We start from the raw sequence: 25,090 nt of genomic DNA, 5'->3' as shown, positions 1-25,090 counted from the left end.
TTGCCCTAGGCTAGGGCAAGATAACCGAAAAGAACCACTTTATTTTTCAGGTGTTTCTGGTACTTCTACTTTGCCGTCGATCACGTCTTGTTTCGCTGTTTCGATCGCTGCTTTGGCATCATCTGAAAGGAACCCTTCAGTAATGTCTACACCGCCATCTTTCAAGCCGTAAACAATGTGTTCGCCGCCAGGGAAGTTATCTTCTAACGCACGAGTTGAGATATCTTGTACCGCTGCGCCAACACCTTTCAATGTTGAAGCCAATGTGAAGTTATCTTCTTTGCCGTCAGCAGTTGTAAAATTACCTTCGTCTTGTTGATCGCTATCTACACCGATGACCCAAACTTTTTTGTCTTCTAGGTCTGCTTCGTTCAATTGTTCGTTGATTGCTTTTGCTTCTTGGAAGACACCTGCACCAGTACCGCCAGATGCGTGGAAGATTACGTCAATGCCGCTTTGGTACATTGAAGCTGCCAATGCTTTCCCTTTGGCAGGATCACCAAATGATGCTGCATATTGAGGCTCAACTGTGATTTCTTTGCCTAATTTTTCAGCTGCGTCTTGAACGCCTTTCATGAAACCAGCTTCGAAACGGTCGATAACGACGCCTTCTTCACCACCGATGAAGCCGACTTTGTTTGTTTTGGTTGTATAAGCTGCAGCAAAACCAGCTAAGTAAGCTGCTTCGTTATCTTTAAATGTTGCCGAAACAACGTTGTCTTTGCCTTCGATCACATCATCGATGATCCCGAATTGTGTATCAGGGTTTTGGTCAGCTGCTGCTGCGATTGAATCTTTCAATAAGTAACCCACACCGAAAATCGTTTTGAAACCATTTTGAACGGCACCATTTACGTTTGTTGTGTATTCTGATGCTTCATTTGATTGCACGTAGTCATAACCACCAGCACCGCGAGCGATCCCGTGTTCCTCACCCCATGCTTCTAAGCCTTCCCACGCGGATTGGTTGAATGAACGGTCATCCACCCCACCGATATCGGTAACGATTGCGACACTATGCGCTGCATCAGTCGTACCGTCTGCAGAACCGCCACCAGTTGAATCAGTTGAACCTGAATTTCCTCCGCCACAAGCACCAAGTAAAGTCAACCCAGCTACTGCAACAATACCTAAACTAAATAATTTTGCTTTTTTCATTGCTGTAAAGCCCCCTAAAAATATAGTTTTTTTCAACAGCCGCATCGACTGAATGAACATGGTTTATAAATCTTTGTTCGTAAAGTAATAAGGCAATAGGCCTTCTACCGTGGTTTCTTTGATCACACCATCATCGCCGACTAAGGTCACCGGCATATCTGGCGCACAAAATTCCACCATGACCTGGCGGCAAGCACCGCAAGGAGAGATCGGTTCTGGCGTATGACCCGCCACAACCAAATGTTGAAACTCTTTTTCGCCTTCAGAAACGGCTTTGAAAAAAGCCGTTCGTTCTGCGCAATTTGTTAAGCCATATGAGGCATTTTCAATGTTGATCCCTTGATATATCGTCCCATTTTTGGCAACGAGACAAGCACCGACCGGAAACTTAGAGTACGGCACATACGCTTTATCTAAGGCGGAAACGGCGGTGTCGATCCACTCTTTTTTCGCTATTGTCATTGTCTTCCCCGCTCTTGTTTTTAATTTTTGCTACTTTACTTAATGCTAGGCTTAATAGCCAGCACCTGTTGAGCCAGTCACGATGGCAACACTTGCGCTTGTTCCTAAGCGGTTTGCGCCCGCTTCGACCATAGCTGCCGCTTCTGCTTCGTTGTGGATACCACCGGAAGCTTTGACACCCATTTCTGGTCCTACAGTTTCACGCATCAAGCGAACATCTTCAATGACTGCCCCACCAGTTGAAAAGCCAGTTGAGGTTTTCACGAAATCTGCACCGGCTGCTTTGGCTAATTCACAGGCTTTGACGATTTCTTCGTTGTCTAATAACGCTGTTTCAATGATTACTTTGACAAGCGCTTTGTCTTTGGCCGCTTCAACGACTGCTTCGATGTCTACTTGAACTTTTTTGTATTGTTTTGATTTCAAGGCACCTACGTTGATTACCATATCGACTTCATCTGCGCCATTTTTGATCGCATCTGTTGTTTCATAAGCTTTGACTTCAGATGTGTTTGCCCCTAAAGGAAAGCCGATCACGGTACAAACAGCCGTTGGTTCGCCTTGTAATTTTTCTGCCGCTAATGAAACCCACGTTGGATTGATGCAGACAGAATAAAAGTGATAGGTTTTTGCCTCTTCGATGATTCGTAAAACATCTTCCTCCGTTGCGTCTGCTTTCAAAATCGTGTGATCGATCATGCGATTCAATTCCATTTTTATTCGCTCCTTATTCTGTAATAATGTCATGGATCAATGGCGGTTCTGCGCCATCTTCCCCAATTTCAATATTTTGGTCGATCAATGCTTTGACATCCTCGATTGCTTCGGTATTGCTGTAGATCGTCAATAGCGATTCTCCTTCAGTTACGGATTCGCCAACTTTCTTATGCAATTTGATGCCCACTGCATGGTCGATGTCTTCGTCTTTGGTCTTACGACCTGCCCCTAACATCATCGCCGCGATCCCTAGCTCATTGGCAACTAATTTCGTCACCACGCCGCTAGTTTTCGCTGGGACTTCCACTTCATATTTCGCTGTCAAAATCTTGCTCGGGTCATCGATCACTGAAGCGTCTCCGCCTTGGTCTGTGATCATCTGTCTGAATTTTTCTAACGCTTTGCCTGAATGCAAGGCTTCTTCCAACAGTTGGCGTGCTTCTTCCAATGAATCAGCTTTTTTCGCTAAAACAACCATTTGGCTGCCCAGTGCATAGCACATTTCTTCCAAGTCTTTCGGTCCTTTTCCTTGCAGTGTCTCAATAGCTTCCACCACTTCCAAACTGTTCCCGATCGCTTCCCCTAGAGGTTGTGACATATCAGAAATGACTGCCATCGTTTGGCGATTTGCCAATTTTCCGATGCGGACCATCGTTTGGGCTAAGCGTTTGGCATCCTCCAAGTTTTTCATAAAGGCGCCATCGCCTGTGGTTACATCTAACACGATCGCATCGGCACCTGCCGCGATTTTTTTACTCATGATCGAGCTGGCGATCAATGGGATCGAACTAACCGTTGCCGTCACATCTCGTAAGGCATACAGTTTTTTGTCCGCAGGAGCTAAATCTCCTGATTGACCGATCACGGCCACTTTGCTTTCGTTGACTAATCGGATAAAGTCGGCTTCAGAAAGCTCGATTTTAAATCCAGGGATCGCTTCAAGCTTGTCTAACGTCCCTCCGGTATAGCCTAAGCCGCGGCCAGACATTTTCGCAACCGGTACGCCAACACTAGCCACTAATGGCGCTAGGATCAACGTGGTCGTATCACCAACACCACCAGTCGAATGCTTATCGACTTTGATTCCTTCAATTGAGGATAAGTCGATCACTTCACCAGAATTTGCCATTGCTAGCGTTAAGTTCGTGATCTCTTCATCTGTCATATCTACATAAAAAATAGCCATCAACAAGGCACTCATTTGATAATCTGGAATACTTCCTTCAGTATACGCAGTTACAATGTAGTCAATTTCTTCCTTCGTCAATGACTTGCCGTCACGTTTCTTTTCAATTAAATCCACCATTCGCATCGAAATGACCCTCGCTTCCTTTAACATTATACAATAATTTTTCGTAGGGTAAACCACTTTAGTAAAACAGTTTACTAAATATCACAAAACTATGAAAACACTTACAAGAAGAAATATACCGCATTATTTCTCGCTTGTCAATGTCTTCACGCTCTCACGAATAATTAATTTTGTATCAAAAATCTTATTTGGAATTCGCCGTGTCGGAAACTCAATGGCGTCCACTAAAAACTTCGCTGCGGTAAAACCGATTTCAAAGGTCGGCTGCATGACCGTGGTAAGCGGTGGTGTGATATATTCCGATAATTTCAAGGCATCAAAGCCGATCACCGAGTAGTCTTCTGGTACTTTTTTGCCAGCCTCATAAATCGCTTGATAACAGCCGATCGCCATGGCGTCGTTGCCGCAGAAAAACGCTGTGATCTCTTTGTACTTCAATAATTCCTTCGTTGCTTCGTACCCGCCGGTAACCGTTAATTCAGCATTTTCTACATATCGGCCTTTAAAAGGGATCTGATGGTCCTTCAAGGCATGGCGATAGCCATTGAACCGTTCCTCTAATTGATAGTAGCCGGTGATTTCTTTGAGCATCGCAATGTTGCGGTGACCGTTTTTGATCAAATAACTGACGGCTTGGTAGGCACCTTCGTATTCTTTCACGATTAAACGACCATTGTCCCGCTGATTGATCCCGCGATCGACTAAAATAATTGGTCGGTCATCAAAGAACCCGCTCTTCAAGGAATAATCCTCCGGCAGTAAATGCGGCGTCGCTAATAAGATACCATCTACCGAACGATGAGACAGTTCATTCAAATATTGAACCTCTTTTTCTTGGCTGTGGCGCGAATTGCATAACACTAGCATGTAACCTAGTGGATTGAAATAACTTTCCGCCCCTTCAATGACTTTAGAGAAAAAGAAATCCGTCACATCAGGCACGATCATTCCGATCGTTTTTGAATGGCGGTTGATAAGATTCGAAGCAAAAAAATCCGGCTTATAGTGATATTTATTTACGATATCTAAGACCCGCTTCCGGGTTTCTTCACTAAAACGGCTGCCTTTATTGTTTAGGATCTGCGACACGGTCGTGACAGAGACGCCAGCCATTTCAGCAATCTGTTTAATCGTCAATTTCATCTGCTTCTCTCCTCTCTTGCCTAAAGTGTAGCAAATTTTTCTCAAAAAAAATAGCACACTTTCAACAAGTGTACGACTTTCTTTTTCGTTGATCAAAAATAGCCCGATGATATAGACAGCTGATTAACCAACGCTGCAATTGCCCGAAAGGCTGCTGGCAATAGGCTTTTTGAGAAACCAACTGGTCCAGTTGCTGCTAACCAGCGCTTGCCTTGGCGATGCCTTTGATCTGCTGAGAATCAAAGAGCAGCTACGCTTCTTTTACGCTTTGAATGATGTAATAGCCTTTGTCTTTTTTGATGATTTCGGCATTGCCAAAGGTCTCTTGCATTTTCTTTTGAGCACTCGGCGCCCCTTGTTTCTTTTGGATCACGATCGTTAAAGTCCCCCCTGTTTTTAGTAGCGGAAACGCCCCTGTCAAAATCTCATGGACGACTTCTTTTCCTGCCCGAATCGGTGGATTGCTGAGGATCGCCGCATAAGCAGGTTGATTTAATTGGGCATAGATATTGGATTGATGGATATCTACCTGTTCAATGCCGTTACGCTGGGCATTGCCTTTTGCCAAATCCACTGCCCGTTGATTGATATCGATCATCTCGACAGGTCGCTGACTTGCATAAGCCAACGCTAAGCCAACAGGACCATAGCCACACCCAACGTCTAGCAGACTTCCTTCTGGCAGCTCCGCCCACTCAAACGCATCGATCAGCACCCGCGAGCCGTAGTCCACCGTGTCTCGGGAAAACACCCCGCTATCTGTCACAAAATGAAACTTCTTTCCTCTTAATTCAAACGACCACTGTTCAAAATCATGGGCCATATCAGGATTTTCTGTATAGTAATGATTACTCATGATTATGCTCCTTTCTTCTATTCCCTTTTCGCTTGTTTTTTCTACTGGCTTCTACTGGTTTTTTCCTTGTTGCTTCTATTAGAACGAATGAACGTAGTGAAAACACCAGTAAAAAGGCGTGCAAGATTTGTCTGCTGTTTCTTTCTAATCATACCGAAAAACAGCCAGAAGTAAACGCCCAGCAAAAAAAACAACGAAAAAACAGTTTTTTGTTGTTTCTGCAAAGGAAATCATGTCTTTTTTCCAAGTTCTGCGGGTTTCTATGGTAAAATACTTTCGAACAGTGGCCTATCGCTTCTAAGAGAAACCGATGATGCTGCAAAAAAGGAGCCTACTATGCAAGAAACCATGAATTTTTATCAAATTCCTCGTGAGCAATGGCAAGGGTTTTATACGAACGGCATGATGCCTTTCACTCAAGAAGAATTGGATAATATCAAAAGTTTGAACGACCGGATCTCGGTCCAAGATGTGGAAGATGTTTACGTGCCTTTATGCCATCTGATCCATCTTTATATGAAAGAGTTTGAATCATTGACCCTCAGCAAGGGACTCTTTTTACACCGCTATGTTAAAATGCCGCCTTTTATCATCGGCATCGCCGGAAGCGTCGCCGTCGGCAAGAGTACCACCGCACGGCTCGTCCAAAATTTATTGGCCCGTTTGTTTCCCCGCAGAACCGTCCAACTGATCACCACTGACGGCTTTTTGTACCCGAACGAAGTCTTGGAAGAACGCGGCAGCTTGAATCGCAAAGGATTTCCAGAAAGTTATGACATGGAAGCCTTGATCAACTTTTTGAATGCGGTCAAATCAGGAGAACCAGACATCCAGATCCCCGTCTACTCCCATGAAGTCTACAATATTATTCCTGATACGTATGAAACGATCAGTCAACCAGATATCTTGATCGTGGAAGGCATCAATACCCTGCAACTACCTGCCAACCAACAAATCTATATCAGTGACTTTTTTGATTTTTCAATTTTCGTGGATGCCCAACCGGCACTGATTGAAAAATGGTATTTGGAACGATTTGAATCATTACTAGACACTGCCTTTCAAGACCCTAGCAATTATTATTACCAATATGCGATCGGGGATCGCAAGGAAGCGATTAAAATGGCAAAAGAAGTATGGAAAAATGTGAATTTAAAGAATTTACACGAGTATATCTTGCCTACACGCAGCAGAGCCGATATAATTCTTCATAAAACAAAGCACCATTTGATCGATGAAGTGTTCTTGCGCAAGTATTGACCGCTTCATTTTTATAATTATGCTGTTGAAAAGGCCCAGCCTTTTTTCAATAAAAACTAAAAGAATTGAGGTAATTTATTGTGACAAACGTTGACACTTTGCCAAACGTCGAAAAAATTATCGTACTTGATTACGGTAGTCAGTATAACCAGCTGATTACACGCCGTATTCGTGAGTTCGGTGTTTTCTCAGAATTATTGAGCCACCGCATTACCGCTGAAGAAGTAAAAGCGATGAATCCAAAAGGGATCATCTTATCTGGCGGACCAAACAGCGTCTACGACGAGAACTCTTTCGGCATCGACGAGAAAATTTTTGATTTAGGCATCCCAGTTTTAGGGATCTGTTACGGCATGCAGTTGATTACTTATAAATTAGGCGGAACAGTTGAACCTGCCAAAAACCGTGAATACGGCAAAGCAGAATTGGAAGTCACTTCTGATGCAGCGGCCCTTTTCCAAAACACGCCCGCAACCCAAACCGTGTGGATGAGCCACGGGGACTTGGTCACTCAAGCACCTGCAGGCTTTGATGTCGTGGCGACGAGCAAAGATTGCCCGATTGCTTCTATCCAAGATGCAGAACGCAAAATGTACGGTATCCAATTCCACGCAGAAGTTCGCCATTCAGAATACGGCAACGACTTACTGCGTCACTTTGCCATTGACGTTTGTCAATGTACAGGTGATTGGACAATGGATAACTTCATCGATATGGAAATCGCAAAAATCCGCGAACAAGTGGGCGACAAAAAAGTCTTGCTTGGTCTTTCCGGCGGGGTCGATTCTTCTGTCGTTGGTGTTCTTTTACAAAAAGCGATTGGCGATCAACTGACTTGTATTTTTGTTGACCACGGCCTCTTGCGTAAAGGCGAAGCCGAGCAAGTAATGGAAAGCTTAGGTGGCAAATTCGGCTTGAACATCATCAAAGTTGATGCCAAAGAACGTTTCCTATCAAAACTTGCTGGGGTTTCTGATCCTGAAGAAAAACGCAAGATCATCGGGAATGAATTCGTGTATGTCTTCGATGATGAAGCAACCAAACTAGCTGGCGATGAAGGCGTTTCTTTCCTTGCCCAAGGAACCCTTTATACCGACGTCATCGAATCAGGAACCGAAACTGCTCAAACCATCAAATCACACCACAATGTGGGTGGGTTACCTGAAGACATGCAATTCAAATTGATCGAACCATTGAACACCTTGTTCAAAGACGAAGTCCGTGAATTAGGGACTCAACTTGGCATGCCAGACAGCATCGTATGGCGCCAACCATTCCCTGGACCAGGTCTAGGTATTCGTGTCCTTGGCGAATTGACAGAAGAAAAACTAACGATCGTCCGCGACTCGGACGCAATCTTGCGGGAAGAAATCGCAAATGCCGGCTTAGACCGCGACATTTGGCAATACTTCACCGTCTTACCAGGCATCCGCTCCGTCGGTGTCATGGGTGATGGCCGGACCTACGATTATACCGTCGGCATTCGTGCAGTCACTTCAATCGATGGCATGACCGCTGACTTTGCCCGCATCCCATGGGAAGTCCTACAAAAAATCAGCGTCCGCATCGTCAACGAAGTCGCACACGTCAATCGAATCGTGTATGATATTACGAGCAAACCACCTGCTACTGTGGAGTGGGAATAAAGTAGCAACCTCACTTGGTTGCGAAATATTGATTTAACAGTTTTTTAGTTCACTTGGAATGGATAACAATGACCTGTTTTACCTAGGTTCACCACCAAAATCCCGTCAGATTTCTCTGACGGGATTTTTGATTTAGGCTTAATCTGACAACCCTTTTGGGAAAATACGATAAGAAATTGTTGATTCTCGTTAACTACGTTAATCCCAATAGTGGGACTAACGCTCATATTGGAAATCAGATACGATAAAATAAGCTTAAATGCTTTTATTGCCTAAGTTTCTATAGAAGGTTTTTATTAAAAAATAAAAAACACTAAAAAGGGTGGACATGAACTATGAAGAAGAAAGCTGTCGTTTATTGTGTTACGGGGTCACATATTCAATTAGCTGCAGTATCCATTGCGTCAATAGTAAATACTTATGAAGGGAATGAACCTTTAGATATATTAGTAGTTGTAAATGAACTAGGGAACGAAGAAATACTGAAATTGAAAAGTATTTCTAGATTATATGGAGAAAAAAATGTAATTATTACTATTTGGTATCCACCTAAAATAATAAACGAAATAAAGAATTATAGTAATTCGCGTTTTCCTGAAGTCACTCTGTGGAGATTATTTCTACCTTCATATTTTAGCAATTATGATTACATTCTCTATTTAGATAATGACACTATTGTATACGATGACGTATCCAATTTCTTTGATTTGATCCCTGATCAAAAATCAATTGCTGCAGTTAGAGACTTCTACTTCTCAGTTATAAGTGATACAGAGGACAGCTTTAAATATTTTGGCGTAAAAACTATGAAGAATTACTTCAATTCTGGAGTTATTTTATTTAATGTAGTTGTGTTCAATGAACAGATACGACCAGAAGCCATAGTACGTATGATAAATAAGAATGAATACTTGTATTTAGATCAAACCATTTTAAACATTCTTTGTGAGAGAAGTGTTGAGTTGTTGCCTTATGAATACAATTACCAAAAAGATGATCATTGGTTATTTGATTGGGCAAAAAATGTGAATCCACTCAAATTTTTGAAAATTGAAAAAGCTAGAAAAAATATAAAGATTCGACATTTCGTTGAATTTGAAAAAAATTCGATGCCCTGGGAGCATCTTTCCATACAAGATAGATGGGAAAAAGATTTTTGGAATTATCTGTATGAAATCAAGTCAACAAGTTTAAGGAGTGGAAAACAATGAAAAAAAATTTTTCAAGAATTCGTTCGTTATTTTTAATTGCATTAATTTACTCTATAGGAACAATTTCTGTAGATGCAAAGTCAGCCGACATAGCGAAGACGCCTATTGTTGATTATTACTATCCTGGAATATTGTATGGTACAGCTACTTGTGTTAACGAATACGGTACCATCATTTACGACTCAAACTCACTAGGAGAAACCTACCAAGAGGCTGTCAATGAAGCTGCGCAATCATGGAATCAGTCGATTGGGAGATCGGTAATTGTCGAAAAATCAAGTGTAAATGCAGCAGATAACCAAGTTGATTTAGTTTTGCAATCAACGGATGGCGATTCCTATGCAGATATGGGGTACTCCGGATTTGGTTGGGGGAATAGTACGAACAGAATATTTTTGAATAAAGCTGCTTTAAATGACGCATCATCTGGAAAAGGAACCTCCGGCTACGTACAGCTGGTTTCAACTATCCGACATGAAATGGGGCATACTTTAGGTCTCCAACATGACAATGGATCAGTGATGGCTGATTTATATGATGCCCAGGTTAGCAACAATCAAGAGATGCTGGATGCAGCGCAAAAAACGGCGGACTCAATTTCTAAGGGGATACTTCCTGCTGTCCCATTATTCAACAAATATGCGATACTAAATATCCTTAATAATAGGGATAAAATCTATTATTTGAATAATCATCGTTCTAATCAAATTGCCTCAATCTTTTTAGATTCTCCTGCTGGAAAAATTTCTGGCGTTACTTTCATCGATCAAACAGTTGAAATAACAGGTAACTATAATTTGTATAAACTGTCTCTGTCCCCAAGAGATCCGTATGTAGGAACAATTTCTAGTAATAATCTTATGAATAGAACTGTTTCAGTTACTGAAGATATTGTTTCTATTTATGGTCAACACTATTATCTTTTTGAAATTGATGGAGAAGAGTATATTGTTAATCGCCGCGCCTTCGGATAAATTCGCTACCAATTCTTACTTGAAAAGTTGCCACTGCAATCTTGGAAAAGTGTGCTTGCAATCTTAGATACATTCTTTAGTGGCAAACATACGCCTTTTAAGTAAGAAGAAAATTAGCAAACGTTTCATGCTAATGCGCAAGTTTTCAGCATTTTCTGTGAGGATTTTTTTGACAAAACCTCGGCCCTTGAAAAGTAGTTAAAGGAATTAATAGTCAAAGAAAAGTCTATGTTTAGCCTTTCATCGTATCATTTTCTAGCTGACAAAAAACAGCTAGAGATTGATCCCTAGCTGCTGATGATGAGACAGATAGCATTGAAACACCTTACTCGACTACAATCACTTTATTTCCACCGTCTTGCTCCGCAAAGTTCACCGTAAATAGATTCGTCGAAGCATCATAACTGATTCCATCGCTTTGAGAAACGATTTTTTGGTAGTCTTTTGGCAATTTTAAGGTCATGGTCGTCGTTGTTTGAGTTGGATCAGAAAAGGCATAGATGGTTTTGCCTTCTCTACTTGTTCTAATCAATGAAAGAGGTTTGTTAGTAGTAATATCGGCGACACTACCTCCATCATTCTGCCAAAAATTGATACCTAAATAGTCAGTTTGATCAAGTTTTACTGCTTGAACTTCCGAGGTATTGGCTAAAATCTCCAGCGGTTCTTCTTGGGCATAGGCAGTCAGTTCTGTTTCATTGATACCTGGCAACATGACATACGCATAATGATCCTCCATGGGATTTTTGCCATGATTGATCAAGAATTTTCGATATTCTCCGGTATAAACCGCATTACTTGGAAAGGCCTCATTGATTTCTGTATAGCTGCCTGTTCGTGTTTCACTTACCACGTTTACTGTCGTTTCTTCTGGAAAATAGTAACCGATATTGGCCTGGGAATGATCGGAGTCTAACAACAACCACTGCTTGCTACTTGTTTCATTTAACTGATCAATACTTCCTTGATCAGAAAGGATTTGATAAGTATACGCATCGTTTAGTAAGCGATTATCCACGACCGTCTCAATAGAAGCTGTCGTATCACCAGTGATTCCCGCACCTAAAGCGACAATCTGCCCATCAATGATAAACCACGATTTTTTTGCCCGCACGTTCATAGGTAAAACATTCCCGTTATTTTTTGTACCCGTTTTGTTTAATGCCATTCCCACCGCAGCTGCACCATCATAAGCCACACCGCCTACCCACTTTTCTGGAGACGTTACCGTTGTAAAAGCTGAATTTTCATCCGCTAATTGTATGGTGTCCACGGTTGTTCCTGGCAAGCGATATGGATCGACGGTCGGCCAATAGCTAGAATTGAATTGAACTTGATCATCATTATAGAGGTAGAGCATCCCGTCTGCTGTATGCCACCCACGCTTGTTTTCCTTGTTGCCAGCTTCAAAGGAAGAAATGCGACTGGAATATAGTCCTAAACCCACCATATAATCAGTTGTTCGTTGAACAAAGCGATCCATTGAAGCGTACAGTTTTGTTCCCGTAAAAGGTAATGCATCCCCTGTAATCGATGGGTCTGCCAAGAGATTCATTGTCATTTGTAAATCATTGAAGTCTCTTGCATTCGTCAAATAATAGTCTGGATTTTCTTTGAGCCAATACTTGGCAGCTTCACGGAATTTTTGCTGGTATTGGGTTGGTGCGAATTGGGATACGATCAACAAATTATAGACTGTTGATGAGCCATAGCCGGCTTTGGTTTTGGCTGGAGCTCTTGAAATCGAACGACCATTGACCAACGGCAGCATTTCTCCTTGATAGATCAACGGCAAGAATGCTTGATCAACATTTTTAACAAACGTTTGTACGAGATCAGCGTCCATCTCAAAACTTGATCCTTGCGTGATAGCTAGAATTTGTCCCACACCCTTGATCAGTACATTTCCATAAGAACCAGTATAAGGGATCGTATTATGCTGAATAAAGGAACCATCTTTATAAAAACCATCGCCTTTTGTGACTAACTGAAATACTTCTTCGATACTTGCTGAAGCTTGGGTGATTTTCCCAGCGTCCCTTTGCAAAATGCCCAAGCCTAATACAGTAAGCGCGAGATCTGTACGATTAGCACCAGAAGTCACAAAATTTGGAATAAAAGCAAGCTCAGTAAAACTGCCTTGTGTCTTCGTATACAATTGCTTGAAGGGATCTGGTACATAACTGCTGATAATGGCAGTGTATTGCTGTAATTTCTCGGACGGTAACTCAGCGCCTAAAATCATTAAAGTACTGATCAGTTTTTGCGGGACACCGATTTGCCAATCCCACCAGTTTCCATGGTACTTTTTCCCATCATACCCTTTTCGAGTGACCATGAAATCTATCCCATCAATAATCGTCGTCGCCACTGCATCATCTTGATACAAAGAACTACCTTTCGTGCCATAGGCTAAAGCCATTTTCTGTAATTTTGTAAATTGAGTCGTTACATCCGCTGAAGCAGTATTCCCTTGTTCGAGGGGCCATAGGCTCGTTCGATCAGATGCTTTATTTATGGTTTGATACAACGCCTCAGCTTCTGAGGTGACCATCTGCACGTAATCAGCCATAGTCGGATTATTTGGATCATAGTGATCGGAAACCAGTTGATTTTGCCATTTTTCTTGCAGCTTCATAAATTCTGCTGTATGATCTTCCACGGGCAAGCTGCCGATAGGACCGCTGCGCATCGATAATACCTTCAGCTTAGATAAATTGCCAAACAAACGGATACCCACATACCCGGACCAGTCCCCATCAATTGCCGTACCATTGGGATAGTTTACCTTTTGATTCTCATAAAATAGCTGATCATTTAAAAAGGCACGAAAACTCGAGCCCTCATACTGAAGCAAGAGTTTATATTTTTGTCCCGCAATCAAAGTAGGTCCAGAAATAGCTGTCAGCCATTTTCCACCTGGTTGACCAAGTTGCCACTGCCCATCACGATTATAAGCAAACGATTGCCACTGATCTGTCTTTTGTTCATCTGCGCGAAAGACCACCCCAATGTTCGCTTGGTCTTCATATAAGAAAGTAGTTTCAAAATCCCCTGAAGACCGCTTGGGAGCATCTTTGTTGAGCGTTACTGATTCCAGATTGGTGCCTTGCTTCGTATTACTGATCATTAAACCAGTAGCATTTTGTGCTACTTCGGCTTTCCCGACTAAATCTTGCCAAGACCCTTTCTGGTTAGAAAAATCCGAGTGATAGATCGATTCTGCTTCCGGTAATTCGGGTATTTGTTCCTCGGCATTTCCAGAAAGACGAGAGGCGCCAACTACCGAATACAGCAACAAGAAACACCCCATGATCAACAGATATTTTTTCCCTTTTTCCATCCTTTACTCCTCCTATTTCCCCGCGCAAAAGATAGCGCTATCATTTCGTGGGATAGGAAAAGAGTGAAGAAATTCATTTCCGCACTCTTTTCCATTGATTTCAGCTATTCTTAAAAGAAAACAGGTTGACTACCCTAACTGCTTATACGATTTACAAAACAATCACAGCAGCTGCCCATTTCCTTTTACACCATGATTCTTTCCTAACCCAAAATACCAAACGCACTCAAAACGATCGACAAGATCAAGATGATCCAAATCACTCGAGTGGAATTTAGTTTCTTTTGGCCTAACATCCAGTAGGTCAGCAAGACGAGCAAGATAGGTACAAGGGATGGCAAGATGGCATCCAACGTGTCTTGGATCACTAATTCGACGCCGTCTTTTTTATAGACAAAAGGAACGGTCGCTTTAACGACAGAGGGAATCAAAGCACCAATCACTGTGACCCCTAAAACGGTTGCGGCATTAGTGAAGGCAGATAATTTGTCTTTCAAGGTCGTCACTAATTTGACCCCTTGTTTGTAACCTAAGGGAAGCAACGCTGCCCGACCGAAAAGTAACGCGATGTTGGCGATGATCCAGATGACACAACCAACGACGGAACCATTTTGCGCCAATGTGCCAGCAACAGAGCCAAAGATCGTTCCCCAAATCACGTGGAACAAGGAGTCACCGACACCGGCCAAGGAACCCATCAAGGCCGTTTTCAAGGCGATAATCGTTTCTTTGGCTTTGTGTCCGTCTTGTTCTTCGATAGCGACATCGATCCCCATGATCAAGTTCCCAAAGATCGCATTGGTATTGAAAAATTGATTGTGGGTCCGCAGCATATCTTGCAGCTGGGTTTCATCATGGCCATAGAATTTTTTCAAGACGGGTAGGATGCCGTAAAGGTAGCCCGAACTCATCATTCGCTCATAGTTCCAGTTTAATTGGCTTGCCAAAATATAACGCCAGCTAATGGTATTCAACTCTTTTTTTGTCAGTTTTTGATCACTCATCGCCATCATATCCTCCTTCAAAATCTCCGGCAGCTGCCGTTGCAACCGTGCCTTTTTCGCTATCACGTTTAAAGACTAACATTGCTGCTACAAGTCCGATGATGGAAACGCCGAGCATTGGTACTTGCAGATACGCAGCTAAAAAGAAGCCTAATAACAAATAAGGAATGTAGTGCTTTGTTGGCAAGTAGCGCAATAAGATCGCTACCCCGACGACTGGCAAGACGCCACCAGCGGTTTTTAGTCCGGTCATCAGCCATTCTGGCGTGTTATCGGTAATCGTCGTAACGACTGCATCTCCAGCTAAAAGCATCAATAAAATCGGAATCGCCCGTGACAATCCCCATAAGAAAGAACCCGATAAAACTAACCGTGGGATTCGTTTGACTTGCATGTTGTCGATGGCTCTATCGATCCGGTGTAGTAGAAATACGTTACAAAAACGAGCCACGACATCCAGTTGCAGCATCAGCAAGGACACTGGAACTGCTAAGCCGATGCCATATTCCGCGCCGTTTCCTGAGATCACGGCAAACGCTGTTCCCAGTACTGCGCCGGTAAAATAATCCGGGACGGATGCACCACCAAATGCGGCGATCCCCAAACGCATCAACTGTAAGGTCCCACCGACCATCAAACCGGTCTTTAAGTCCCCCATGATCATTCCAGAAATCATTCCGGCGATCGCTGGTTGGGTCAACGTATTGGAAATAAGTGAATCATTAATAGCAATAAAAGCATAAACAGTAATAAGAATGATTTGATACGCTGCTAAATGCATGAATTTTCCTCCTAATTGTATGAACGAGTCTTAACTGGCTGGTTATCGATCGTTGTGTCGCCTCAGATAAATCGTGAAAAACACTCGTTTTTTGACAAATCTTCCGCTACATATTCTCCTCGATCGAAGCGCTGCCTGATTTACCCTCGTAATTTCTTCATAAAGTCGATCGATGGTTCATTGGGTACAAGCTGTGCCGTGACGGTGATTCCTTTTGCGGCGATCGCTTCAAAGATCGGCTCTTCTTCTGGCAGCACTTGAATGCTTTTGGTCACTTCCCGTGCGCCTTCTTTGTAGCTCATGTTGCCGACGTTGATCGCTTTGATCGGTCCATCTGCTTCAATATAACGCAAAACATCTTGGGGATTTTTGAAAAGTAAAAACAACCGTTGCTTGCCGTAACGACCAGCGCGAATATTCTTGGCTGCAGTTGCCACTGGAAGGACGGAAAGTCGCATCGAAGTTGGCGCTGCCATTCGTAAAGAAGATTTTTGTAATGGGTCTGCGGCGGCTTCATCATTGGCCACGATGATCCGTTGCGTGTTTAAACTGGTGGACCAGATACCGGCGACTTGTCCGTGGATCAAGCGCTCATCGATCCGACTATTGACGATATTTTCTTGCCCAGCATACGCACTGTAATCCCCTAATTCCTCTTGCTTTTCTTCTAAAATTTCTTGTTCTGCCTGGTTCATCCCTGCTTTGACATCAACGATGTTTTCTTTGGCTAAGCAAAGCAGCTCGTTGATCGTCGCTCGTTGATTGACGACTGCCTCGATCACTACGGACAATGTCATTCCAGCGAAAATCGCCACTTCGTCATCCTCTAAATAATTCTTGACTGCAACGTTGCACGGGGTTCCTCCTAATAGATCCGCAATAATCAATGTTGAACCGTTAAGGGCTTTCATTTTCTCGTTCAATTCTTTTTCAAACTGCAGATTGTCACTATCTGGTCGTAATGAAACGGTGTGAACGTTTGCTTGTTGGCCTACGATCATCTCCAGACTGCTTTTGACCCCTTCTGCCATGCCTCCATGACTGATCAATACAATGTTTTCCACTAATTTCCCTCCTACTCCGTAGGTCGCCCTACTTAACATGTTATGTTCCTTGTAAGCATACTATACCACATGGCAAGCCATCCGTAAACCTAATATCTTAACATATTGAATTTTATTTTTTAGGCCTGTACAGACTGGAAAACAACGAATTTTCTACAATAATTAAGTGGCAGGAAAGGATTTAACATGTTATGCTTGATGTATTCATATGGAATGGAGGGAAACCACTGTGTTGCCAAAGTATGAGCAGATCAAGCAAGATCTTTTACAAGAAATCAAAGACCATAAATTCATTCCCGGTGATAAGTTTTATTCAGAGGCGGATATCAAGCGGATGTATTCTGTTAGTTCGATCACGGCAGTCAAAGCGTTGAATGAATTGACGAGTGCTGGCTATCTGTATCGCATCCAAGGCAAAGGAACCTTTGTTTCAAAAGCAAAAGTATCTCAGAGTGTGAAGTTTTCCGACATTGAGCTGCATTCACTAGACCAAGAAAAGGTCAAGGTTCTTGCGGTGGAAGAAGGAAATGACCCTGAGATTTTGAAAGAATTAGGCTTGGCTGCCAGTGCTTCCTACTACCGAATCAAACGGGTCCGCTATTTTGGCGATGTTCCTTTCTTGGTTCACATCACTCATTTGCCGAAGAAGCTGATGAAAGAACCGATCGCCAAAAACCTCAACCGATATGCCAGTGTTTATGAGCGGGTCCGAAAAGACTTTGCGATCGACCTTTTCTCATTGGCTTCTGTTGAAACCAACGAAATCGTCTTTCCTGATGACGCTGAATTGTTGAACTTATTGCTACTGAGCTTCCGAGAGCCTGCGGTCAAACAAGTCAAGCACTCCTATTTAGCAGATGGAAGTGTCGCTGAATACATCGTCAGCTACAAGCATTGGAAATATTTCAAAACAAAAATAGAAGTAGAGCCCGCGTAAATTTGGGTCTCTACTTCTATTTTTTTATTCTACGACAGGTTGATCACAGAAAACGAGTTCCTTGATCTCCACGCCATCGGTTTCAAATACCACGACTTCGTTGCTGCCTTTTTTCAAAAATTCTTTCGGACAGTATAAGGAATGCACGGGGCCACGTTGCCAATAGCGACCTAGATTGATGCCGTTGACGATAACGACGCCTTTGCCATACCCACGGCAATCGATGAACGTATCTCCTACCTCTGTCAGCGTGAAGGTCGTTTGATAAAAGGAGGGGTGTGTCGGATTTTTTCCTGCTTGATAATCGATGGCTTGTAGCTGCTCTGCGGAAAGCGTCAATGGGTAATGACGATAGCCTTGGTGGAAATGAATATCTTGCATGATGCCTCCACGGATGCCTTTGGCTTGTGTAGGCCCATTCAATTTAAACCCGTAATTCACGCGCCCTAAGTTTTCCACTAAGACATCTAGCTCGATGGTCTCTTTATCTGGTGCCCCTTGGATCAACAGCTCCTCACCTAGCGTCTCTTGGTATTGGATCGCCTGTAATTGGCCGTCGGTAAAAATATGCAGCCGATCGCTAGCTTCTACCACTTTTAATTTGTTTTCTCGATGATAGTTTTTTAACTGAACCGAATAGAGCAAATAGCCGTAGCCTGTGCTGGCAGCTTCCATTGTTAGAGGATACATGCTTTCTTGCGGTGCCATCAGCTGGTCTTTGATGGCCAGTAACGAGACACTGTTTTCGATGGGAAAGGTTCCTAATGCCGCTAATTGCTTGGTCCGTGGTTTGGCTTGCCACACTTCGGGACAGGCTTCTTTTATGGCTTTTTGTACCTGATAGTATTTGTCGGTAGGTTCTCCTGCTTCTGTCAGTAAAGCATCGTAATCATAGCTGGACACTTGTGGTAGATCCAGCGCCCCCCGAGCGGAACAGCCATTGTAAAAGCCAAAGTTCGTGCCTCCATGGAACATGTAAAGATTCAAGGAACCGACTGCTAACATCTCTTTGACTTCATTGGCTAAGTCTTGACCGTCTCGCTTGATGATCGGCTCCCCCCAGCGGTTGAACCAGCCATCCCAATATTCCATGCACATGATGGGCCAGTTTTTGCCATGTTTTGCCATAAACTCTTTCATCACAGCCGCATTTTCCTTGGAACGACTGCCGAAATTGCCTGTGACAAAGACGTCGTCTTCAATCAATGTCCCAGCGTCCAGTACTTCTTCCCATGCCCCATCTGAGGTAAACAAGGGTACATCGATGCCGTATTCTTCCATCAACTCCTTGGTCTGGCGCAAATACGCTTTTTCCATTCCATAAGAGCCGTACTCATTTTCCACCTGCATCATGATCACTGGTCCCCCATGAGTGATCTGCAACGGCACAAGTTTTGGCAGCAAGATCTGGAAATAGTTGCGCACCTTTGCCATGAAGCGTGGGTCGGTTGAGCGCAACCGCATCGGTTCGTTTAACAGCCAAGCCGGCAACCCGCCAAATTCCCATTCAGCACAAATGTAGACGGAAGGCCGTAAAATGACCATCAAGCCTAGCGCTTGGGCTTGCTTTACAAAAGCACAGATGTCTTTCATTCCCTGAAAGTCGTAGACTCCTTCACGAGGTTCGTGGAGATTCCAAGGAATGTAGGTCTCAACTGTGTTGGCTCCCAGTGCTTTTAGATTGTAGAGGCTATCTGTCCATTGCGCCGGTGTCATGCGGAAATAGTGGATCGCTCCGCTGATCAATTTGATTGGTTTTCCATCTAACAAAAAATCTTCTTTTATCTCAAACGTTCGCATGTCGTCTTCCCCTTTACCAGTATCTTTGCCAATCAGGCAATGCCAATCGGATCAATCCTTCTAAATAGAAATAATCCCCCCAAAGATTGGGTTCATCGATGCCTTTGCCTTCCGCATGAGCATACACACCATGCAGCAATAAGCCTTCATTTTCTGGTACTTGGCTCGCTGCATACTGCTCGCCTAATTGGTAAAGCATTCCTTTAGCGATTTTTTGGGCATCGGGATATGCACCCATTTCCTCTGCTTCCAACAAGCCACAAGCCGCAATCGCTAAAGCAGAGCTGTCTTTTTCAGCAGGATGTTGGTCGTTAAAATCAAAGTCCCAATACGGCACCAAATCTGCTGGCAAATGAGCCAAAAACACCTCCACGATCTGCGGATAATTTTCTGGAAAAGGCTGGCTATGCAGGTAGCTTTCATTCAAAGGAAGCCCTAAAATCGCCCAGCTCTGTCCTCTTGCCCAAATCGATTGGTCGCTGTTTCCTTGATGCGTCGCACCGTGACTTGGCTGCCCCGTCTCAGGATCGAAATAATACGTATGAAAGGTGGTAGCGTCATTCTTGATGACGGTCTTTCGGACTGTCTGATAATGCTTACTCGCGGCCTCTGCGTAACGAGGCTCTCCCGACAATTGAGTTGCTGCAAATAAAAGCGGCAAGTTCAGTAGCGAATCAATAATCAAGCGGTATTCTTGTGGGTCGCCATAAGTGCCCCATGCTTGAATAAATTCCCCCTTTTCTTGAAACCGTGCCAGCAAAACATCCGCTGCTTGAATGACTTCTTGCTTGCAGTGTTCATCGCCAGTGATCTTGTAGCCCGCACCGGCAGATAAGCTATATAAAAAACCAATATCATGATGATCTAATACAAAATGGTCGTCTAAACGCGTTTGAAAACTGTCGATATTTTCCATAGCTCGAGTCAAAAAGTTCTTTTCTTTGGTCCACTCATAGGCGAGCCACAACATCCCGGTCCAAAAGCCATTGGTCCAATCATCGTTGCCTTTCAGCCGATATTTGCCATTGGTGGCACAGGCTGAAGGAAACTGTGTGCCAAAGCGCTGACTATTTTTTTCGATCTGTTGGATGCACGCGGTGATTTTATCCGCTAACCACACATCGGTCACTTTTTCTCCTAACAGGATCAAGCGTTGTTTGTTCTCTTGCAGACGCATGTTTACCCTCTCCTTAACTTGTTAACATATTAACTGAAATTATTATAACGTAAACGAACAAAAAAAGCGACCATCCTTCATTGATTCCTAAAAAAAGAGCATGACAGCTGCCCACAAATGCAGACCTGTCATGCTCTTGTCCTCTTTTTTTTAACAGTTCCAACCAAATACTTCGATTTGTGTAAGAGCTGGAAATGGGGAATCATCCTCTGCTTTTTGCAGCTCTTTATAGGTCAGCTTAGTCGTTTCTTTTTTCGGAAAACGAACTTCTTGAAATGACGCCGTATTTGTCGTTTCCACCACCAGCTCTTCTCCATCAGCAAAGACCAAGGTCCCTTTGGTCCAATAGCTATCATGGGGATAATCTGCCCGTAATAGAAAACGAACCCGATCGATCAAGACGGGACGACCAAAATCAATGGTCAATGCAGCATCGGCTTGCTGATTGATGCCCCAAGAAGCAAACGGATACGAACCGTGGGATCGGTTGCCATATTTTCCATCGATCGCATTCTTGGCAAAAAAGACGGAATCATCTCGCGTCTCCACATTCGCTGAAGCATGAGGATACGCCCCTGTCGCTGACTTTTGATCATGGGCATTGAAGGATAAATTTTGATAATTCGTGATCTCAAACGCATGGGCTTTACGCACCATAAGGTGATGGCGCTGCGAGGCAAAGGCCGTTTCCACCGAGGACTTTCGATGAGATTCCGTCCAAGGGATCTGATATTCCCAAGTGGATTGGGAAAGATAGATCAGTGATGGTGCTAAGGTTTCATCAAGCTGAAGGACATAATACGGATTTTCCCCCGTCACCTCAACGACGATCTTATCCCCTTCCTCATAGGGATAGTTTTTAATGGCTAATACGGCCAAATCATCACCAGAAACTTGAAACGGCGCGGGTTCTTTTTCATGGTCGATGCGACCGACGATCACCTGGTCCTGCTTATTTTTTATTGCTAGCGTAATCATTTGGATCGCTCCTTTCTTTTTCTACGATACCACCGACTAAACAAATCAAACGGTGCTTCCCTGGTGGAATATGTTGTGCTAAGTATGGAAAACTAGTTCTTGGAAAAAAGACAGAGGTATTGGCTTCTGGCTGAACAATACTGGCTTGTTGATAGCCTTCGATGTTGATGATTTGAGAACAAAAGCCTCCTTCACTGACTCGACTCCAGGTCGGTCCTGTTTGGGCCTGAGGCAACCGTCCAGTCAGCGGTACACTAAACCCGCCCTCACGGAGGTCCAACGAAATCGTCGTCGTCAACTCGTGCACGCGCACATGCCACTGACCAAAGGGAAAAATCTCAGTTTCAATCACTACCTCCTCAAAGGGTGCCCATTGGTAAAAGACCCCTTTTTCCGTCACTCGATAATCCCTGACTGCGCCCTTCGTGCGAAAATAGCTGCCATCTCGAGCAATAGCTAATGTGCTATCGAAGGCGCCTTCGGCATACGTGACGCCAGCTTTCGGCACACTGAAACCAAGTTTGCTCGAATAGACGAATTTGCTGTATTTTGCTTGAGCATGGGCTTGCTGTTCAAGCATCAAGCCTGCAGGATACCCCAACAGATGATGGCTTTTTTCATTGTGCACCAGCAACATATTGCCTTTTTCAATCCGTTTTTGCGGCTCTCTTTTGATTGGCTCAGGTTCAGCCCGCCAAAAAGGATGCGTTTCTGCGACCGCTAAAAGCAAAAAGGTCTTCAGCCCCCAATAAGGCGAGCCTGGTGCATTATACCCTTCTGCCATTACATGATTTTCATAGTGGTACCCGATGGACAAGCGACCATCGAAAGTGAAAATTTCTTGTGCCATCCAATTGCGCAAGTGCTTCGCCAGTAGTCCTCGCACCTGTCCCCATGGGATCGCTTCGACGTCTGCGAAAACCAGTGCCGAGAAAAACGCCCCTTGCGCAAACCGATAAGTCAGGCTGCGGCCATAGGGCAAGGCTTCGCCATCTTCATCAAAATAATAGACGAAGTCTTGCGCAAATAGCGTGGCTCGCTCTTTAAAACGCTGCGCCCATTCTGGATCTTCGTCTTGCATAAATGTAGCGTAAATCAAGCCGTAATAATGAAACGCAAAAGGAATGTAGTAATCTCGCTGCGTCGTTTTCCCGTCTACGTACCAACCATCGCCAACGTACATGGAATCGATCAATGCCAACTCTTGGGACAATGCTTCTTTTGCCAACGGTTCCCCACAGTGAAACAAGGCAACGCGTATCAACACTTTGAAGAATGTCCAGTTGTTCTTAGGAATCTTGCACTCAAGTGCTTGGGAAAGCCAAGCCACTAGCTTTCGCTGGTTCTTCTGCGGCAACGCTGTCCAAAAAGCGTCCTTTTGCAACAATAGGGTCAATGACAATGCGGCTGCTTCCACGATGTATTGATCATAATCCGTGATCCTTCCCCAGTAAAACGCGTGTTCAGGATCTGTCCCTGCTATCACTTTTTCTACGTAAGCTGCTCGTAACGGATCATCTGGGCAAACCCTCCAATAAGGCGCCAGCCCCCACAAAGGACGCACAAGCGCTTCCATCTCAGCTCGTGTTCGATCATATACGGCCCCACTGCTACCTAGATTCAATCCTAGATAGTCATCTGCCAAGATCGCTGCTTGCAAAGGAGTGATCATGTCTTCCAATGCCCGCTGATAGTCCAGACGCGTCAAAAACGGATTCTCTTTGATTGCCATTTGCTTCATACGCCATCTCCTTCTGTCAATTTACAGAACAGAATAGCAAGCAACGGCTTTTTTATCAAGCGATCTTCTACTGGCAATACTGCTGAAAAATGAGAAAAGATTTCGAGGAATTTTTGACTTAACCTGTTAACAAATCTTTTAAGATTGATTTTCTTTCCTTCTTTTTCTTTTAACTAGCAAAGTTAACTTAGTCTATATGAAAAAATTATGATAAATCATCCATAGTGCTCTGACTTTTTTTCATAATTTTTTTGCTGACCCTTTTTTGTCTAGATGAGGGCAGCGTCCGTTATACTATCAACCTTTTTTCACTAGAAAAAGACACCCTAGAGCCTTAAGTCAGAAGCCTACCACTTCTTCTCAAAAGCCCTTAAGATGTCTGATTACTGGCCATTTCTCTTGTCAAACAGCGAAAAAACTATTCTTCGACCGCGACTTTGTCCCACCAAGAAGTGGCGGTCTTTTGGATCACTTCATTCAAGTCTTCGATGTGCTGTTTTCCAGTACTTGCTAGCCATTCTTTGGCTGCTTCTGTTCCTTGTTTTACAAAGGGTTCAACACCATCTTTCCACGTTGCCCGGCCGCACAAGACGCCATTGAAGGTGGAGCCAGCTTCTTTTGCAAAAACCAGTGTTTCTTGGAATAAGCTGGCTGATACGCCTGCACTGAGAAAAATAAACGGCAGATGTGTCGCGTCGCTTTGCGCTTTGAAATACGCGGCAGCTTCTTCCTTGGTATGCACGGCTTCTCCCTTGGCAAAACCTGCCACATAATTCATGTTGACTGGTACTTCCACTTTTAACACATCGACTTTGTACTGCGGTTTTGAAAATTCCTTCATCAATCCAATGACTTTTTCTGGTTTGCGTTGCGCATATGCTTTTGAGTCGACTTCAGGCAGCTTAGCATCATAGGAAAGGACTTCTAAAAAGAAGGGCAGATCAGCCGCTTGGCATTCACTGCCGAGTCGTTCCACAAAGACATGTTTCAACTGATTGATCTGGGCATCTTCATCTACATCATAGTAAAGCAAAAATTTGATAGCATCTGCGCCAGCTGCTTTTAATCGCTCAACCGACCATTCCCCTAATAAATCAGGCAAACGTCCCGGCGTAGTCGCATCATAGCCGGTTTTTTCATACGCCAGCAAAAGCCCCGCCTCTGGATCACGGCTTTGCGCAGCTGCCAACCCATATTCTGGATCTAATAAAATAGAAGACGCGTAAGGGGTCAATTCTTGTGAGACTAGCGTTTTAAACTGGCTGATTTTCTCTGCATCAGCCTCCACGCCAAGTGCTGCCATCATTTTTTTCAAGGCACCTCGTTGGTCGATCGCTAAAGCTGCGATCACTCCTTCTTTCGTTGACAGGCGATCCATCGCTGCTTTTTTGGCTTTCGTTACGGTTGCTTTCATTAAAATTCCTCCTTTTTTGTCCATGCCAAAGAATCAACCGCTTTCACTTTTTTCAGCGTTGGCGAAACGGTTGTCAGCACGTATAAAAATGTCTATTGATGAAGCCGTTCGA

At 43.7% G+C, this 25,090-nt stretch carries 20 protein-coding genes; 5 read left to right on the top strand and 15 right to left on the bottom strand.

Translation table 11 applies throughout. The features are described 5' to 3' along the window. Positions 1 to 39: 39 nt before the first annotated feature. The 6 genes from IGI86_RS01170 to IGI86_RS01145 all read right to left on the bottom strand — a co-directional run bounded on the left by IGI86_RS01170 (position 40) and on the right by IGI86_RS01145 (position 5,648). Positions 40 to 1,158: a BMP family lipoprotein gene (locus IGI86_RS01170; RefSeq protein ID WP_087664786.1), complete on the bottom strand. Its 1,119-nt coding sequence runs from the start codon at positions 1,156 to 1,158 to the stop codon at positions 40 to 42. A gap of 63 nt (positions 1,159 to 1,221) precedes the next feature. Further along, complete coding sequence (locus IGI86_RS01165) at positions 1,222 to 1,620, bottom strand: cytidine deaminase (RefSeq protein ID WP_005226837.1); 399 nt, start codon at positions 1,618 to 1,620, stop codon at positions 1,222 to 1,224. 51 nt (positions 1,621 to 1,671) lie between these two features. Next, positions 1,672 to 2,334, bottom strand: coding sequence for a deoxyribose-phosphate aldolase (gene deoC, locus IGI86_RS01160; protein ID WP_061053626.1), 663 nt, complete (start codon positions 2,332 to 2,334; stop codon positions 1,672 to 1,674). 13 nt (positions 2,335 to 2,347) lie between these two features. Next, positions 2,348 to 3,649, bottom strand: a complete 1,302-nt coding sequence (locus tag IGI86_RS01155; RefSeq protein ID WP_034878152.1) for a pyrimidine-nucleoside phosphorylase — start codon at positions 3,647 to 3,649, stop codon at positions 2,348 to 2,350. Positions 3,650 to 3,772: 123 nt separating this feature from the next. Continuing rightward, positions 3,773 to 4,792: a LacI family DNA-binding transcriptional regulator gene (locus IGI86_RS01150; RefSeq protein WP_005226832.1), complete on the bottom strand. Its 1,020-nt coding sequence runs from the start codon at positions 4,790 to 4,792 to the stop codon at positions 3,773 to 3,775. Between the two features lie 250 nt (positions 4,793 to 5,042). Further along, positions 5,043 to 5,648: a class I SAM-dependent methyltransferase gene (locus IGI86_RS01145; protein ID WP_005232571.1), complete on the bottom strand. Its 606-nt coding sequence runs from the start codon at positions 5,646 to 5,648 to the stop codon at positions 5,043 to 5,045. Positions 5,649 to 5,984: 336 nt separating this feature from the next. On the opposite strand from IGI86_RS01145, the gene coaA reads away from it, so the two are divergent. The 4 genes from coaA (at position 5,985) to IGI86_RS01125 (ending at position 10,739) form a co-directional block, all read left to right on the top strand. Next, positions 5,985 to 6,908, top strand: a complete 924-nt coding sequence (gene coaA / locus IGI86_RS01140) for a type I pantothenate kinase (RefSeq protein WP_005226828.1) — start codon at positions 5,985 to 5,987, stop codon at positions 6,906 to 6,908. Positions 6,909 to 6,988: 80 nt separating this feature from the next. Continuing rightward, positions 6,989 to 8,554 carry a glutamine-hydrolyzing GMP synthase gene (guaA, locus tag IGI86_RS01135; RefSeq protein ID WP_061053624.1) on the top strand — a complete coding sequence of 522 codons (1,566 nt, stop codon included), beginning with the start codon at positions 6,989 to 6,991 and terminating at the stop codon, positions 8,552 to 8,554. 335 nt (positions 8,555 to 8,889) lie between these two features. After that, on the top strand, positions 8,890 to 9,765 hold the full coding sequence (locus tag IGI86_RS01130; RefSeq protein WP_016611513.1) for a glycosyltransferase: 876 nt from the start codon (positions 8,890 to 8,892) through the stop codon (positions 9,763 to 9,765). After that, positions 9,762 to 10,739, top strand: coding sequence for a matrixin family metalloprotease (locus IGI86_RS01125; protein WP_005232595.1), 978 nt, complete (start codon positions 9,762 to 9,764; stop codon positions 10,737 to 10,739). Before IGI86_RS01130 ends, IGI86_RS01125 begins: the two co-directional genes overlap by 4 nt. A gap of 325 nt (positions 10,740 to 11,064) precedes the next feature. On the opposite strand, the gene IGI86_RS01120 is transcribed toward IGI86_RS01125, so the two are convergent. The 4 genes from IGI86_RS01120 to IGI86_RS01105 form a co-directional block, all read right to left on the bottom strand. Then, complete coding sequence (locus IGI86_RS01120) at positions 11,065 to 14,082, bottom strand: polysaccharide lyase 8 family protein (RefSeq protein WP_086332895.1); 3,018 nt, start codon at positions 14,080 to 14,082, stop codon at positions 11,065 to 11,067. Between the two features lie 203 nt (positions 14,083 to 14,285). Further along, on the bottom strand, positions 14,286 to 15,095 hold the full coding sequence (locus tag IGI86_RS01115) for a PTS system mannose/fructose/sorbose family transporter subunit IID (RefSeq protein ID WP_005226799.1): 810 nt from the start codon (positions 15,093 to 15,095) through the stop codon (positions 14,286 to 14,288). After that, a complete protein-coding gene (locus tag IGI86_RS01110) occupies positions 15,079 to 15,867 on the bottom strand; it encodes a PTS mannose/fructose/sorbose/N-acetylgalactosamine transporter subunit IIC (RefSeq protein WP_005226797.1) in 789 nt (262 codons plus the stop codon). The genes IGI86_RS01115 and IGI86_RS01110 overlap by 17 nt, the downstream gene beginning before the upstream one ends. Positions 15,868 to 16,007: 140 nt before the next feature. Beyond that, positions 16,008 to 16,970, bottom strand: coding sequence for a PTS mannose/fructose/sorbose transporter subunit IIAB (locus tag IGI86_RS01105; protein ID WP_010748603.1), 963 nt, complete (start codon positions 16,968 to 16,970; stop codon positions 16,008 to 16,010). Between the two features lie 190 nt (positions 16,971 to 17,160). Between IGI86_RS01105 and IGI86_RS01100 the strand changes: the two genes are divergently transcribed. Next, complete coding sequence (locus IGI86_RS01100; protein ID WP_087626767.1) at positions 17,161 to 17,868, top strand: GntR family transcriptional regulator; 708 nt, start codon at positions 17,161 to 17,163, stop codon at positions 17,866 to 17,868. 24 nt (positions 17,869 to 17,892) lie between these two features. Here the strand turns inward: IGI86_RS01100 and IGI86_RS01095 are convergent, their stop codons facing one another. The 5 genes from IGI86_RS01095 to lacD all read right to left on the bottom strand — a co-directional run bounded on the left by IGI86_RS01095 (position 17,893) and on the right by lacD (position 24,978). Next, positions 17,893 to 19,668 (bottom strand): glycoside hydrolase family 35 protein, encoded by a 1,776-nt coding sequence (locus IGI86_RS01095; RefSeq protein WP_413132121.1) that lies wholly within the window; start codon positions 19,666 to 19,668, stop codon positions 17,893 to 17,895. A 13-nt stretch (positions 19,669 to 19,681) separates the two neighbouring features. Then, complete coding sequence (locus IGI86_RS01090; RefSeq protein ID WP_216682173.1) at positions 19,682 to 20,845, bottom strand: glycoside hydrolase family 88 protein; 1,164 nt, start codon at positions 20,843 to 20,845, stop codon at positions 19,682 to 19,684. A gap of 150 nt (positions 20,846 to 20,995) precedes the next feature. Continuing rightward, positions 20,996 to 21,823, bottom strand: coding sequence for a DUF7402 domain-containing protein (locus tag IGI86_RS01085; RefSeq protein ID WP_142965099.1), 828 nt, complete (start codon positions 21,821 to 21,823; stop codon positions 20,996 to 20,998). Further along, a complete protein-coding gene (locus tag IGI86_RS01080) occupies positions 21,798 to 23,564 on the bottom strand; it encodes a DUF2264 domain-containing protein (RefSeq protein WP_142965100.1) in 1,767 nt (588 codons plus the stop codon). The genes IGI86_RS01085 and IGI86_RS01080 overlap by 26 nt, the downstream gene beginning before the upstream one ends. A gap of 418 nt (positions 23,565 to 23,982) precedes the next feature. Beyond that, entirely contained in the window at positions 23,983 to 24,978 is a 996-nt protein-coding gene (gene lacD, locus IGI86_RS01075) for a tagatose-bisphosphate aldolase (RefSeq protein ID WP_303393846.1), read from the bottom strand. Positions 24,979 to 25,090: the final 112 nt, after the last annotated feature.

It is taken from the genome of Enterococcus sp. AZ188, from assembly GCF_050544075.1.
GTDB lineage: Bacteria > Bacillota > Bacilli > Lactobacillales > Enterococcaceae > Enterococcus_D > Enterococcus_D entomosocium.
The sequence above is the reverse complement of the archived record's forward strand: the minus strand, read 5'-3'. Positions and strand labels throughout refer to the sequence as shown.